12 protein-coding genes are annotated in these 14042 nt (G+C 47.2%); 8 read left to right on the forward strand and 4 right to left on the reverse strand.

All coding sequences use genetic code 11. The annotated features are described in order from the left end of the window. Position 1: 1 nt before the first annotated feature. Positions 2–550 (reverse strand): DUF922 domain-containing protein, encoded by a 549-nt coding sequence (locus GXP69_RS07595; RefSeq protein ID WP_163914056.1) that lies wholly within the window; start codon positions 548–550, stop codon positions 2–4. A gap of 227 nt (positions 551–777) precedes the next feature. Here GXP69_RS07595 and GXP69_RS07600 point away from each other — a divergent pair, with 227 nt between their 5' ends. The 7 genes from GXP69_RS07600 to GXP69_RS07630 all read left to right on the forward strand — a co-directional run bounded on the left by GXP69_RS07600 (position 778) and on the right by GXP69_RS07630 (position 8170). Next, entirely contained in the window at positions 778–2595 is a 1818-nt protein-coding gene (locus tag GXP69_RS07600) for a glycoside hydrolase family 15 protein (RefSeq protein WP_163914058.1), read from the forward strand. 172 nt (positions 2596–2767) lie between these two features. Beyond that, positions 2768–3310: an ATP-dependent protease subunit HslV gene (hslV, locus tag GXP69_RS07605; protein WP_163914060.1), complete on the forward strand. Its 543-nt coding sequence runs from the start codon at positions 2768–2770 to the stop codon at positions 3308–3310. Positions 3311–3321: 11 nt separating this feature from the next. Beyond that, positions 3322–3888, forward strand: coding sequence for a Crp/Fnr family transcriptional regulator (locus tag GXP69_RS07610; protein WP_163914062.1), 567 nt, complete (start codon positions 3322–3324; stop codon positions 3886–3888). Positions 3889–3955: 67 nt separating this feature from the next. Next, on the forward strand, positions 3956–4273 hold the full coding sequence (locus GXP69_RS07615) for a DMT family transporter (protein WP_163914063.1): 318 nt from the start codon (positions 3956–3958) through the stop codon (positions 4271–4273). A gap of 152 nt (positions 4274–4425) precedes the next feature. Further along, complete coding sequence (locus GXP69_RS07620) at positions 4426–5397, forward strand: deoxyhypusine synthase family protein (RefSeq protein WP_163914065.1); 972 nt, start codon at positions 4426–4428, stop codon at positions 5395–5397. 113 nt (positions 5398–5510) lie between these two features. Beyond that, entirely contained in the window at positions 5511–6773 is a 1263-nt protein-coding gene (locus GXP69_RS07625; protein WP_163914067.1) for an outer membrane beta-barrel protein, read from the forward strand. A 122-nt stretch (positions 6774–6895) separates the two neighbouring features. Continuing rightward, positions 6896–8170: a PorT family protein gene (locus tag GXP69_RS07630; protein ID WP_163914069.1), complete on the forward strand. Its 1275-nt coding sequence runs from the start codon at positions 6896–6898 to the stop codon at positions 8168–8170. Between the two features lie 61 nt (positions 8171–8231). Here the strand turns inward: GXP69_RS07630 and GXP69_RS07635 are convergent, their stop codons facing one another. Next, complete coding sequence (locus tag GXP69_RS07635) at positions 8232–10436, reverse strand: catalase (RefSeq protein ID WP_163914071.1); 2205 nt, start codon at positions 10434–10436, stop codon at positions 8232–8234. A gap of 455 nt (positions 10437–10891) precedes the next feature. Further along, positions 10892–11488 (reverse strand): 2'-5' RNA ligase family protein, encoded by a 597-nt coding sequence (locus GXP69_RS07640; protein ID WP_235925618.1) that lies wholly within the window; start codon positions 11486–11488, stop codon positions 10892–10894. Positions 11489–11645: 157 nt separating this feature from the next. On the opposite strand from GXP69_RS07640, the gene GXP69_RS07645 reads away from it, so the two are divergent. Further along, positions 11646–13580 carry an ABC-F family ATP-binding cassette domain-containing protein gene (locus GXP69_RS07645; RefSeq protein ID WP_163914072.1) on the forward strand — a complete coding sequence of 645 codons (1935 nt, stop codon included), beginning with the start codon at positions 11646–11648 and terminating at the stop codon, positions 13578–13580. A gap of 88 nt (positions 13581–13668) precedes the next feature. Here GXP69_RS07645 and GXP69_RS07650 read toward each other — a convergent pair whose 3' ends face one another. Continuing rightward, the gene (locus GXP69_RS07650; protein WP_163914075.1) at positions 13669–14037 is read right to left on the reverse strand and encodes a hypothetical protein; all 369 of its coding nucleotides are present in this window, start codon (positions 14035–14037) and stop codon (positions 13669–13671) included. Positions 14038–14042: the final 5 nt, after the last annotated feature.

The following is a 14042-nucleotide window of genomic DNA, read 5'->3' on the forward strand; positions in this document are numbered from 1 at the left end:
GTTACACTTCTACCGGTGTGCTGATAATGCCGAGGGCTCTGGCGATCTTATTTTCCCAGCGCTTCTGCTGTTTATAGTTGTTGCCACCATTGGTTTCTCGGTCGTATTTGTCCTGAAACTTCTGCATATCAGCAAGGTGCTCTTTCAGGATACGTTCTACTTCGGCTTTGTCTTTGGTGGTTTTTGCATCCAGACTGTTGAGTTTTACCTCCAGCATCTCGGCATACAGGTGCGCAATATCAAAGTGCAGCTGCTCATGGCCCAGTGTATAGGCTTCCTTATAAGCTGGCCTTACCCACGATTCGTCTTTAAAAGCCACGGCATACGCATCGTAAGTAATTCTGCCCGACCAGAAACTGGTGTCCTTTATCTTCAGAAAAATACTAACTGTAATCTCAGCGCCTTTGTGCGCATCGGAATGCTTGGGCTTCCCCTGAAAGTCCTTCCACGTTAATTTTTTGCCTGGTTCGTAAGCAAGTGTATTATAGTCCTGGGCAAAACCGCTCAGGCTTAACAGCACGGCAAACAGAATCAGAAATGCTCTTTTCATCTATAGTTTTATCGTTGTACATCCTCCATAAAGCATAAAACGGGCCAACTGTGAAGTTGGTGTTTGGGTGGATCAGATTTAATTTGACCTGTTGATTTATAGTTTATGCTCAGCCAGACTGTTAGTCTCCGCCAAAGCAACATCTGTCGCCGCTCTGCACCTGCAAAACAATACAAACCCGCAACTATAGCAGCCGTACCAGTTTTAATAACCTGCTACACAGCACTATGGCATACCTACCCATCGAAGATCATGGCGTTATCGGCGACCTGAACACAGTGGCCTTAGTTGGGCTCAACGGCTCCATCGATTTTATGTGCTTTCCTGATTTCGATTCTCCCTCCATTTTTGCGTCGCTGCTGGATGATGAGAAAGGGGGAAGCTTTATAATTGAGCCTACGCACAACGACATGAAGCACCGGCAAATGTATCTCCCGGATACCAATGTGCTGCTTACCCGATACCTGTCGGATGAAGGTATAGGCGAAGTGACTGATTTTATGCCGGTAGAAGAGCAGACCAAGGGCAGCCGGCTCATTAGGCGGGTCGCGTGCGTGCATGGCGACATGACATTCCGGATGCAGTGCAGCCCGCGCTTTAACTATGCCCGCTCGCCTCACACTGTCACCCAGGTAAACGAGTACGAAATCGTATTTACCTGTACAGATACCAATGGTTTGGCTGTCAGGTTAAAAAGCACAACACCACTGCAGATTACCAACACGGATGCCACGGCCACCTTTACCCTGAAGACCGGCGAGAAAGTGGATCTGCTCTTGGAACGTGCCTCAGACGAGCAACCACCTGCCAAAGTGCTGGAAAACTTTGTGACCAAAAGTCTGTACGAAACTATAGCTTACTGGAAGAACTGGGTTGCTCGGTGCCATTATAAAGGCCGCTGGATGGAAATGGTGAACCGCTCGGCGCTGGTGCTTAAACTGATGGTGTCGAACAAATATGGCTCGCTGGTGGCAGCACCCACTTTTGGTTTGCCTGAAGAATTAGGCGGCGAGCGCAACTGGGACTATCGCTACACCTGGATTCGGGACGCCTCGTTTACCGTGTACACCTTGCTGCGGCTGGGCTACAAGCAGGAAGCCAAAAACTTTGTGGATTGGGTAGACCGCCAGTGCGATGCCTTGCACAGTGCAGGCAGGCTCAGGCTGATGTATACCCTGAGCGGTGAACTGGAACTGGACGAGATCGAACTGAACCACCTGGAAGGCTACAAAGGATCGAGGCCGGTACGCATCGGCAATGCGGCTTACGACCAGGTGCAGCTGGATATTTATGGCGAACTGCTGGATGCGGTTTACCTCTATGATAAGTATGGCGCACCCATTGCGTTTGAGTTCTGGAACGACCTGCGGCAACAGGTGGAGTGGGTTTGCGACAACTGGCACCGCGAGGATGAAGGCATCTGGGAAGTGCGCGGCGGCAAAAGGCAGTTTCTGTACTCGCGTATGATGTGCTGGGTTGCCATAGACCGGGCTATGAAAATTGCCGAAAACCATTCGTATCCGCTCCCGGCCCGCTGGCGCGTGGAGCGCGATAAGATATTTTTTTCGATACACCACGAGTTCTGGAGCGAGGAGCTGCAAAGCTTTGTGCAATATAAGGGTGCCGATACCGTGGATGCAGCCACACTGCTGATGCCACTCATTCGCTTCATCAGCCCCAAAGACCCGCGCTGGCTATCTACACTGAAGCTTATTGAAGACAGGCTGGTTTCGGATGCGCTGGTTTTCCGTTACCGCAACAGCGAAGGGTTTGATGGCCTGAAAGGAAATGAAGGTACTTTCTCGATGTGCACATTCTGGTATGTGGAGTGCCTGGCCAAAGCAGGGCAGATAGACAAGGCGCGGCTTTATTTCGATAAAATGCTGGGCTACGCCAACCACCTGGGCCTGTACGCCGAAATGCTGGGCCTGAAAGGCAACCACCTCGGTAATTTTCCGCAGGCCTTTACGCACCTGGGCCTGATAAGCGCCGCCCTGACCATAAATGACATTCTGGAAGGCCACGAGAACAAAAAGAAACTATAGCAACTATAGTTTATGCTTCTCAATCGTTTACCTCGCAAACTAACTATAGGCTTTACCGACAATTTGGCGCAAACTATAGATTTGGCTTTTTGTTTGAAGATGCCGTAGTTTTACAGATAACCGCAGCCAACTATAAACTATAGTTGCGGCACATAAATTAAACTAGCAACACATGACCAAGATAAGATCAACTACCGTCTTAGGCATTTACCATAACGGCGAAGTAGCCTTGGGCGCCGACGGACAGGCAACCATGGACAAGCATATTGCCAAAAGCAACGTGAAAAAGATCCGCAAACTGCTGGATGGCAAAGTAGTGACCGGATTTGCAGGCTCTACTGCCGATGCATTTACCTTGCTGGAGCGCTTTGAAGAAAAGCTGAACGCCTACCAGCACAACATGAAACGCGCTGCCATTGAGCTGGCCAAAGACTGGCGAAAAGACCAGTACCTGCGCAAACTCGAAGCCATGATGGTAGTGGCCAACAAAGACGAGCTGCTAATTATTTCGGGTACCGGCGACGTGCTGGAGCCGGATCATCAGATTGCGGCTATTGGTTCGGGAAGTATGTTTGCCCATTCAGCTGCGCTGGCGCTTAAAAAGCATGCCCCGCATTTATCAGCAGAAGAAATGGTGCGCGAAGCTCTGAACATTGCCGCCGATATCTGCATCTATACCAACCACAACCTGATCATCGAGAAACCGGCCAAGTAAACTATAAACGCGTGCAAACCATCGCCCGGGCCATCAGGCAGCTGTACCCGATCTCTGACAATACTTTTGGGCAGCTCGCAGCTTTAATGGAAAGGCTGGAGCTACCCAAAGGGCATATCCTGTTCAGGGAAGGAGAGATAAGCAGAAAAGTGTTCTTTATTGAGCAGGGCATTGCACGGGCTTTCTGTTACCGCAACGACCAGGAAGTTACTTTCTGGTTTGGTGCCGAAGGCGATCTTATCTTTTCGTACTATAGTTACGTGTCCAACAAACCCGGTTACGAAACGATAGAGCTGCTGGAAAAGTCAGAAGTATACGTAATGGACCTGAGCCGGCTGCAGGAACTCTACCTGACCAACATAGAATTGGCAAACTGGGGGCGTAAGCTGGCAGAGTACGAGCTGATCAAAACGGAAGAGCGGTTTATGGCTTTTCAGTTTCAGTCGGCAACCGAGCGTTATAAAAGCCTGCTGGAGCACAATCCGCAACTGGTACAGCGCGTGCAGCTCAGCAAAATAGCCTCTTACCTTGGCGTAACGCAGGTTACCCTGAGCCGCATCCGGGCCGAAGTAAGGTAACTTTTTAACATTTGTTAAATTTCTTTTGCCCTATAGTCCGGACCTTTGCATAAACAAAATTAAAGCAATGGCCTGGATATACCTTATCGTAGCCGGATTGTTCGAGATCGGGTTTACAACCTGTCTGAAACTGTCTGATAACTTTACACAGCTGAAATGGTCAGTGGGATTCTTTGTGTGCATCACTGCCAGCTTTTTCCTGCTTAATAAGGCGATCGCCACTATCCCGATGGGTACTGCTTATGCCGTCTGGACCGGAATAGGGGCAGTAGGTACGGTTATAGTTGGCATGATCCTGTACAAAGAGCCAGCCGATTTCTGGAGACTTTTCTTCATATTCCTGCTTATCGGTTCCATTATCGGACTTAAACTGGTGTCGAAATAAGGAAAAAGTCAGGTAGGAGCTTATGGTAGCTCCGGAATGGGCAAATTACATTTATAAGACTTATCTTTACCTGCAATACAACTAACTGAACTCCCCGGGATCAATTAGAGTATAAACACGAATAGCAAAATAAAGAACTGAATAACAGAAAGATGAACGTAACCAACTTTTTAAAGAAGCATTACAAGCATTTTAATGCGGCCTCTGTGATAGACGCTGCCGAAGGATACAAAACACACCTGAACAACGGTGGTAAAATGATGATCACACTGGCGGGTGCCATGTCAACTGCTGAGCTGGGTATTATCCTGGCCGAGATGATCCGTCAGGACAAGGTACAGGCTATTTCATGTACGGGTGCTAACCTGGAAGAAGATATCTTTAACCTGGTGGCTCATGATTTTTATGAGCGCGTGCCACACTACCGCGAGCTCTCTGCAGCTGACGAAGAGGCTTTGTTGGAACGCCACATGAACCGCGTAACCGACACTTGTATTCCGGAAGAAGAAGCGATGCGCCGCATTGAGCATACAGTTCTGAAGTTCTGGGAGAAAGCAGACCAGGAAGGCAAATCTTACTTCCCGCATGAGTTCTTCTACCAGATTCTGTTATCAGGTGAACTGGAGCAGTATTACCAGATCGACCCAAAAAACAGCTGGATGCTGGAAGCTGCCAAGAAAAACCTGCCAATCATTTGCCCGGGTTGGGAAGATTCAACACTGGGGAACATCTTCTCCAGCCACGTAATTAACGGCGATATTAAAAACGTGCACACTGTAAAAACTGGTATCCAGTACATGATGTACCTGGCCGACTGGTATACTGAAAATGCAAAGGATGATTCAACTATAGGTTTCTTCCAGATTGGTGGAGGTATTGCCGGTGACTTCCCTATTTGTGTGGTGCCAATGCTACACCAGGATCTGCAGCGCACAGGCGTTCCGCTTTGGGGCTATTTTGCACAAATCTCCGATTCTACTACCAGCTACGGTTCTTACTCCGGTGCTGTGCCGAATGAGAAAATTACCTGGGGTAAACTGGGCAAAGAAACTCCTAAGTTCGTGATTGAGTCGGATGCAACTATAGTTGCGCCACTTATTTTTGCCATTGTACTGGATATGTAACACAGCCTGTAAGGTTGAACTATAAATAAAGGGGCTGCAGGTTTAATTACCTGCAGCCCCTTTATTTTCAGATACTTCAGTGTATCTTTGGGTTTTATTTCCAACCAATTTTAATGAAAGTATTTTTTACCGCAATTTGCTGCCTGCTCACTTTTGCAGCCGCAGCCCAGAAAAACTTTGTCCGGGGGTATTACATTACAGCCACCGGCGATACAGTACAAAGTTACATTGATGACCGGAACTGGATAAAGAACCCAGACCAGATCCGGATCGCAGACTCTCCCGGAAGTAGTACTTTTACTACTTTATCCGCATCAGACATTAAGGGATTTGGCCTTAGCACAGGCGATGTTTTCGTCAGCGAAGTTGTACAGATCGACAAATCCAAAGAAAACCTGAACCAGATGAACATTGGGGACGCTCCTATAGTTGTTACAGACACAGTTTTTCTGCGCGTACTGGTAAAAGGCAAACTCAACCTGTTGTTTGTGGAAGATGAGAACTCAAAAAAACATTTTTACCTGCAAAAGGAGAACGCCCAGCCCGAAGAGCTTGTCATCCACAAAAAGGTAATGATGGTGAATGGCAAAAAGGTGATCTCGAGTACACCAGCATATAAAGATCTGCTTAACCGTCATCTTCAGGATTGCCCCGAAGCAGCAAGACGTATCAGCACCACGCAGTTGCAAACCGGTATGTTAACCAAGCTGTTTACAAACTATAACGCATGCTTCGCAAGTGCTGATGAAAAACAATATGTAGCCAAATCTGAGAAGATAATTTATAAGTTAGGGGCAGTGGCGGGTTTATCCCCTAGCAGCCTAATTGTACAAGAACTCGAAGAGAAGTATAGCTTAAATAACAACGGGCTAGCTAATAGCTATACCATTGGTTTGTCCTTGAATGCAGTGCTGCCACGTGCCAGCAGAAGATGGTCTGTTTATAACGAAGTTGCCTGGAAATATTTCCAGATGACAGGAGAGCATGAGAGCAGAAGTGGCATAGGACAATACAAGCACGAAACATTTGATGTTAAAATGGGCTACATCGGGCTGAATACCATGCTGCGCTATCAGTTACCTTTAGCTACAATACGTCCGTATGTAACTGTGGGAATCGCTAATAATTTCAATTTAATTGACGAAAGCACTGTCGAGACTTTTAGCCGCAGTTTCACGATCGAAAAGACCACGAACGGACCATTTATGACACCAACCCGAAAATATGAACAGGCACTTTTAATTGGTGCTGGTGTAGAAACTGGTAAGTTTAACGCCGGTTTAAGACTGGAGTATGGAAACGGTATGTCGTCTTTTTCAACTGTAAGGACAATACGTAGCACGTTTAATATTTTGCTGGGCTATAGTTTCAATTAGATCCAGGACTAGATTTCTATAAAGGGGCTGCTGGTTATAAACCAGCAGCCCCTTTCCTTTATCACAATAATAATTTATTTCTATATTATCTTTGTGAAATATATTTACCCTCAATTACTAATATGAAAACAATCTTTACCACACTTTTCTGCCTGTTGGCAGTTTCCTCTTATGCCCAGAAAAATTTTGTAAAAGGCTATTACATTACCACGGCCGGCGATACGGTTCAAAGTTACATTGATGATAAGAACTGGGTAAAAGCACCAGACCGCATAAGGGTAGCATCCTCACCCGAAAGTAATACAGTCACTACATTTTCTGCTGCTGATATCAAGGGATTTGGCCTGGCAAACGGAGATAGGTTTGTCAGTGAAATTGTGCAGATTGATAAATCGCCGGTAGATGTGAACCAGATGATTGTAGGAGCAGCACCCATTATAGTTACCGATACTGTTTTTTTACGCGTGCTGGTAAATGGAAAGCTGAACCTGCTGTACATGGAAGACGAAAGCGCCAAACAACACTTTTACATTCAGCAACAAAACACCGCTCCGGAAGAATTGCGGTTAATTAAAAAGCTGATAAATGCCAATGCGACGCAATACGTTTCAAACATTGAGGAGTACAAAGAAACACTTGCCCGGCACCTGCACGATTGCCCGGATGTTGCGGAAGGGGCCTATACTGCGGAACTGAAAGCAACAAATCTTACAAAACTGATCACAAAGTACAATGCCTGTTTCCCAGAAGAAGGCCCTATGCAGTATGTGGCCAAAACTGATAAAGTAAAACTGAAGCTAAGCGTTGGAGCAGGCCTGATGCCAACTACCCTTAACATTACAAAGTCCGATTTCAACTATAACCTGAAACCAGGGAGCCTGGCTTCAAACTATACCGCTGGAATTGGTTTTGGCATCGTGCTACCAAGGGCAAAAGGCCGGTGGGAAATTTACAACGAAGCTGCCTTTAAAACCTATCAGGTGGAGGGTGCCTATGAGGTTATCAACCAGCCAAACGAATACCGCCACGAGGAAATTAAATTTGAGATGCGCTACATCGGGCTGAACACGATGATACGTTACAACTTTCCTTTTAAAACGATACTACCATTTGTGAATGTAGGAATTGCCAACAACTACATGCTTGGTAGCTCCAATGAAGTGAAACTACATACCCGGAGATTCTCCATAGAGGAGCATACCACAGTGCCAATGCTGGAATCTGTACGGAAATATGAGCAGGCTTTCCTGGTGGGCGTTGGCGTAAATGTGAAAGGCTTTGTAGGAGAGGTGCGTTATGAGAATGGAACAGGTATGAGCCCATATAAGACAACAGGCACATCCCGCAAAACTATAAACCTGCTGTTAGGCTATAGCTTTAACCAGGCTCATAAGTAGGCAGATGTGCAAAACGGCTGCAGTTATATACTGCAGCCATTTTGTTTATAAACTATAGTTATTAAGCCGGAATACTGTCTTTTTCTTCGCGGTTCCAGTGGCGATGTTTCTTAATGGCAGCCATAAACATTTCGGCAAAACTGGCAGCTTCTGCCTCCGAGCCAGCTGTTATGACGCCTTTGCTATCTGTTATTTTATCTGATGCAGGTTCAGCGTAAGATACACCGGTTATTCCAGCCTTCCGGAGCAACTCTATGCCGTGGCCGGAAGTGGCTATAGCCTTGCAATGCTTAAAGGCCTCGCTTACAAAATGCAGCGCTTTCCCTTCATTCATCTGGGTTCTTATGCTTTTCTCGCCGTCAGGTATGTAGATGGCATCAAACAAGATAGAGCCGGTCGTGATATGGCTTTTATCAACTTTTACCTGCTCACCATTGCTGGCAGTGCGCATGCCCAGTAGTTTCGAAACGATAGTTACATGCGCTCCGGCCTCTGTCAGGGCCTGTTTCAGTTGGGCCAGTTCGTTGCAGTCAAATCCATCTTCAATCAACACCGCAACTCTTCTTGATGCTAAGGTCTCTACCTTGTTGCGCTCCATACTCAAGGCTGGTGATTCTTTCACCGAATTGCCTTTACGCATTTTTTCTGAGGCAGCATTATCTTCAAAATTCCCTGTCGATTCAATATCCGAGTCTGTAGGCACGTCTACACCAATTCCGGCTGCTACGCGCTCTGCTAATTCTTTTGATACCTTGGCGAAGTTGCCAACCATGCGTCTGCGGATATCCTCGCGCTCCACTTTACCCAGTTCAAAATGTGCGGCTTCCACAATATGCTTTTTCTCCACTTCAGTCATCGAGTTCCAGAACAAGGTCGCCTGGCTATAGTGATCCCGGAAACTGGCGCTGCGGGCGCGTATTTTATGGCCTTCCACCTTCTCGGTGTAATGTACATAGCCGCCCTCATCTTCAGGTGCCATTTTAGGATTGCCATCGCCGGTTGAGTTTGGCCAGTAGTTGGCTTTGCCTTTGCCAATGGTCATCTTCATAAAGCCGGCTCCATGGTGGTTATGAACCGGTGCAACCGGGCGGTTAATCGGCACCTCTGTAAAGTTGGAGCTGTTAAAACGATTTAGCTGTGTATCTAAGTAAGAGAACAGGCGCCCCTGCAACAGCGGATCGTTGGTTACATCAATGCCCGGCACCAGGTTACCCGGGTGAAACGCCACTTGCTCTGTTTCAGCAAAGAAGTTATCTGGGTTGCGGTTCAGTACCATTTTACCAACCGGAACGCGCGGCACAATTTCTTCAGGTATTAATTTGGTAGCATCCAGCAGGTCGAAATCATATTTGAATTCATCTTCTTCTGGTACCAGCTGCACACTCAGTTCAAATTCAGGGTAATCGCCCTTCTCGATAGCTTCCCAAAGGTCCCTGCGCAGCCAGTCGGTGTCTTTGCCGCCCAGTTTTTGTGCTTCGTCCCAAACAAGCGAGTGTGCCCCTAACAAAGGGCGCCAGTGTAGTTTTACAAAAGTGCCCTGGCCTGCCTCATTTACGAACCGGAACGTATGCACGCCAAAGCCATCCATCATCCTGAAACTGCGTGGTATGGCCCTGTCTGATAAGACCCAGAGCAGCATATGTGTGGTCTCCGGCATCAGGGAGGCAAAATCCCAGAAGTTATCGTGGGCGGCGGTTGCCTGTGGCATTTCACTGTCAGGATGGGGTTTAATGGCGTGTACCAGATCCGGAAATTTGATGGCATCCTGGATAAAGAAGACCGGAATGTTGTTGCCTACCAGGTCGTAGTTTCCTTCCGAGGTATAAAATTTTGTGGCAAAACCACGAACGTCGCGCACCGTATCGGCAGAGCCTCTTGAACCTACCACTGTAGAGAAACGAACAAATACCGGGGTACGTTCTTCCGGGTCTGTCAGGAATCTGGCTTTGGTATATTGCTTCAGCGAATCGTTGTAGGGCTGGAAATAACCGTGTGCCGCAGAGCCGCGGGCATGTACCACGCGTTCCGGGATCGACTCGTGGTCGAGGTGCGTCATTTTCTCCCGGAAGTGGAAGTCTTCGATCAGGGTTGGCCCTCGTGAGCCGGATTTCAGGGAGTCGTCGGTATGATTTATCCGAACGCCCTGGTCGGTGGTCATGTACTGATCCGTGTTGTCGTTACGGAACTGCTCGAGTTGCTCGTTTTTACTGTTTTCGTTCACTGAGCTGCTGCCAGTGGGTTTGTTTGGTTTGTTTTCGTTGTTCATAGTTCTATGTAGCTTTCAGATACAAGCCGGTTTATCAGGGATCGAAATTTGATAAGTTGCCCGGGGAAGATGCAAAACCGATAGGCTTAAGCGCTCCGATTAGGTACGGTAGCCTGAAAAGCATAGTTCGGGATGATGCCGTTTTAATGCCTGCTGATTAGATCAAAATCGGGCAGAAATGGATTTGGAAGTACTTGATCTGTAGTAATAACTATAGTTTGTAGTGCTATAGGAGAGAACTGGTCTGAAATGCGCTGTTATGAGCGACTGGCCAGTTTTTTAGACTGATAGGGCGTGAGAAAAAAGCAGCTATAGTTAGTATAGTCCGGACTTGATTTCTGCAGTAAAAATTGCACTGTTCTACAGCTGTTCTGAAAAATAAAAATATAAGTGCTTCGGGCAACTATAGATAGCAACCATAGATAGTTAAGCGCAGGAAAAAGCGAACCTATAGTTTAGCTGATGAGCTCGCGCCGGCCAAATCTGAATTCTTCTTCTTTCAGAAAATAATCACCGCTCTTCTGTAGAATGGTAATGTTATCCAGGGTAATTTCCCAGTTAAAGTTATAGTTACAGAGATATGACAACAGCGGACCCAGCATTTCGGGAGTGGTGTCGCCAAGGGCCAGGGTAATATGCGGCAGCCACATATTCGGGTTATAGTACAGGCCCATTTCGCTGCTCATTTCAGAGATGTCGGCGTGGAGTTTGGCGTGCAGTTGGTTTAGTGGCGGTGTGCGCAGTACGGGTATATACACTACGGGTTGTGGCCCCGGGAAAATGCCCAGACCTGTGGTACGGATGGTAAAGTCCGGTGCCTCGAAGCAGGTAAGTTCCAGGTATTGCTTCAACTCTTCCATGTCCGGCACCTCGGCTGTCAGGAGCGTAAGGTGCGGATAAGGTGTTGCTTTTACAGCAGTTAGCCCAAATTTTTCTTCCAAGTTCTCAGTAAGTTCGGTTACCTTGTCGGAATGGGTTTTGTCTAACAGCGAAGTGATCGCGATCATAATTGCCTGCTTAATAACGTATTGCCACAAAGCAAATGTATGCATTTATGCACAGCTTTCGAATATGAAACGGCTGGGATTAGTATTTGTTTAGCATAAAAACCGAAAAACTGGTGAATGACAAAGGGGCAGAGAAGCGATTACTGCTGCATCATTTAGGTTAAATTCAGTAACTTTGCACCTTATAGTTTGATACAACTGCATGATTTCCATAAACAACCTTAGCTTCCATTTCGGTAGTCGCCCGATGTATGACGATGCCAACCTGCATATCCGTCCAAAAGATAAAATTGGTCTGATCGGGCTGAACGGTACCGGTAAATCTACCTTGTTGCGCCTTATAGTTGGAGAGTACAAACCCGACAGCGGAAGCATACACATGAGCAAGGAGACAACTATAGGTTTCCTGAACCAGGACCTGCTGAGCTACCAGACCCACGAAAGCATTCTTTCTGTGGCCATGCAGGCTTTTGGAGAAGCCCTGAACATGCAGGCAGAGATAGACAAGGTGCTGGTGGAGTTTGAAAATAACTTCCATGATGACCTGGTGGGCAAACTGGCCAATCTGCAGGAACGTTTTGAGGCGCTTGGTGGCTATACCATGCAGGCAGAATCTGAGGCGATATTGGAAGGCCTGGGCTTTACCACCGAAGAACTGCAGCAGCCACTGGCATCTTTTTCGGGTGGATGGCGCATGCGTGTTATGCTGGCTAAAATTCTACTTCAGAAACCTTCGTTGCTCTTGCTCGATGAGCCTACCAACCACCTGGACTTACCATCCATCAAGTGGCTGGAAAGTTACCTGGAGCGCTTTGAAGGTGCTGTAGTGATCGTTTCACACGACCGCGAGTTCTTGGATCGTACAACCAATGTAACCGTAGAGGTATCGGGCTCCAAGCTGAACTACTACCCGGGCAACTATAGTTTTTATGTAGAAGAAAAGGCCTTGCGGAACGAGATACAGAAAGGCGCTTACGAAAACCAGCAGGCCCAGATCAGGCAGGCGGAGCGTTTTATTGAGCGTTTCAAAGCCAAAGCTACCAAAGCCAAGCAGGCGCAGAGCCGCATGAAGCAGCTCGAAAGAATGGAGCGCATCGAAGAAGTAGCACCTGATGCGGCTAAAGTAAATTTCAGTTTCCGTTTCAATGTTCAGCCTGGCCGCCACATTCTGCGCCTCGAGCACATGAGCAAAGCCTTCGGAGAGAAAGTGATCTTCCGGGATACCAATGTGCACATTGAGCGCGGCGATAAAATTGCGTTGATCGGTGCCAACGGTAAAGGTAAATCTACGCTGTTGCGCATTATTGCAGGCACAGAACCTATCAAGGGCAAACGCGAGCTCGGACATAATGTGATCATGTCGTTTTACGCGCAGCATCAATTGGAGTCTCTTAACGTGGACAATGAGATTTTGCAGGAACTACAGCAGTCAGGCTCTGGCAAGACCGATGTAGAACTGCGTACCCTGCTTGGTGCTTTCCTGTTTACCGGCGATGATGTTTTCAAAAAGATCAAGGTATTGTCGGGAGGGGAGAAAAGCCGTGTAGCCTTGGCTAAAACGCTTATTTCTGAAGCCAACTTCCTGATGCTGGATGAGCCTACCAACCACCTGGATATGCAGTCGGTTAATATCCTGATTCAGGCCCTGGAGCAGTATGAAGGTACCTTTGTGATCATCTCGCACGACCGCTATTTTGTGGAGAATGTGGCAACCAAGATCTGGTACATCGAGGATTATCAGCTGAAGGAGTATCCGGGTACTTACCACGAATACGAAGCTTTTCAGGAGAAGCGTGAGAAAGAGGCCAAACTACAGGCTGCGGCTGCTCCGGCTCCTAAAAAAGAAGAACCAAAACCAGCCCGCAATAATTCTGAATTTAACCAATTGAACAACCAGCTGAAGCAGGCCAACAAAAAGTTGTCAGAGCTGGAAAAGAAAGTACAGCAACTGGAGCAGGAATTGGCAAAATATGAAACTGAACTGGCCGACCCGAAAGTGTATGGCAACGTAGCCCTGCTGCAGGAAACCTCTCAGAAGTTTGAAACAGCCCAGAAAGAGCTGCAGAAAGCTAACAACGAGTGGGAAGAACAGATGCTGGAAGTAGAAGAACTGGAAGGTAAACTGAGCCAGGCTTAATACCGGTAACTATAGAATGAATAAAACAGCAGCGCCAGGTATAGTTTGTACCTGGCGCTGCTGTTTTTAAACGACTTAACTATAGTTTTTAAATGGCAAAAGTTTCGCCGAGTTTCAGGGTGAAAGCAATTTCTACCACATCAAATTCGTCGTTGCTCAGGCGTAGTTCCCGCTTTACACGTCTGCGGAAAGTTTCGTCTTTGGCAATCTTATCCAGGCCTTTGTTTACTACTACAATTCCTTCAACAGTTTTCTTAACGCCCTTAATGGAGATGGTCCAGGTGCTAAGCATAATGTCCAGGCCTTTACTTTGCTCTGGTACTTCTTCGTTTGCTTTAACCAGTAGCGTTTCTTCGCACCTGCATTCAGCTTTGTGCAGATGGCACTGCTGACAATAATCGAGTTTATCCCGTAGGTGGGTGCTTATCTGTTGTTGTTCGGGTACTTGTAGTTCCATCTCTT

Origin of the sequence: Pontibacter burrus, from assembly GCF_010686685.1 — a bacterium.
In the GTDB taxonomy this organism is placed as follows: domain Bacteria; phylum Bacteroidota; class Bacteroidia; order Cytophagales; family Hymenobacteraceae; genus Pontibacter; species Pontibacter burrus.

What these genes read in the sequence shown, in the direction of transcription:
- GXP69_RS07630 (WP_163914069.1), top strand. Translation starts at nt 6,896, where the DNA reads ATGAAAACAATCTTTACCACACTTTTCTGCCTGTTGGCAGTTTCCTCT.
- GXP69_RS07635 (WP_163914071.1), bottom strand. Translation starts at nt 10,436, where the DNA reads ATGAACAACGAAAACAAACCAAACAAACCCACTGGCAGCAGCTCAGTG.
- GXP69_RS07600 (WP_163914058.1), top strand. Translation starts at nt 778, where the DNA reads ATGGCATACCTACCCATCGAAGATCATGGCGTTATCGGCGACCTGAAC.
- GXP69_RS07620 (WP_163914065.1), top strand. Translation starts at nt 4,426, where the DNA reads ATGAACGTAACCAACTTTTTAAAGAAGCATTACAAGCATTTTAATGCG.
- GXP69_RS07615 (WP_163914063.1), top strand. Translation starts at nt 3,956, where the DNA reads ATGGCCTGGATATACCTTATCGTAGCCGGATTGTTCGAGATCGGGTTT.
- GXP69_RS07640 (WP_235925618.1), bottom strand. Translation starts at nt 11,488, where the DNA reads ATGCATACATTTGCTTTGTGGCAATACGTTATTAAGCAGGCAATTATG.
- GXP69_RS07645 (WP_163914072.1), top strand. Translation starts at nt 11,646, where the DNA reads ATGATTTCCATAAACAACCTTAGCTTCCATTTCGGTAGTCGCCCGATG.
- GXP69_RS07595 (WP_163914056.1), bottom strand. Translation starts at nt 550, where the DNA reads ATGAAAAGAGCATTTCTGATTCTGTTTGCCGTGCTGTTAAGCCTGAGC.
- GXP69_RS07650 (WP_163914075.1), bottom strand. Translation starts at nt 14,037, where the DNA reads ATGGAACTACAAGTACCCGAACAACAACAGATAAGCACCCACCTACGG.
- GXP69_RS07625 (WP_163914067.1), top strand. Translation starts at nt 5,511, where the DNA reads ATGAAAGTATTTTTTACCGCAATTTGCTGCCTGCTCACTTTTGCAGCC.
- hslV (WP_163914060.1), top strand. Translation starts at nt 2,768, where the DNA reads ATGACCAAGATAAGATCAACTACCGTCTTAGGCATTTACCATAACGGC.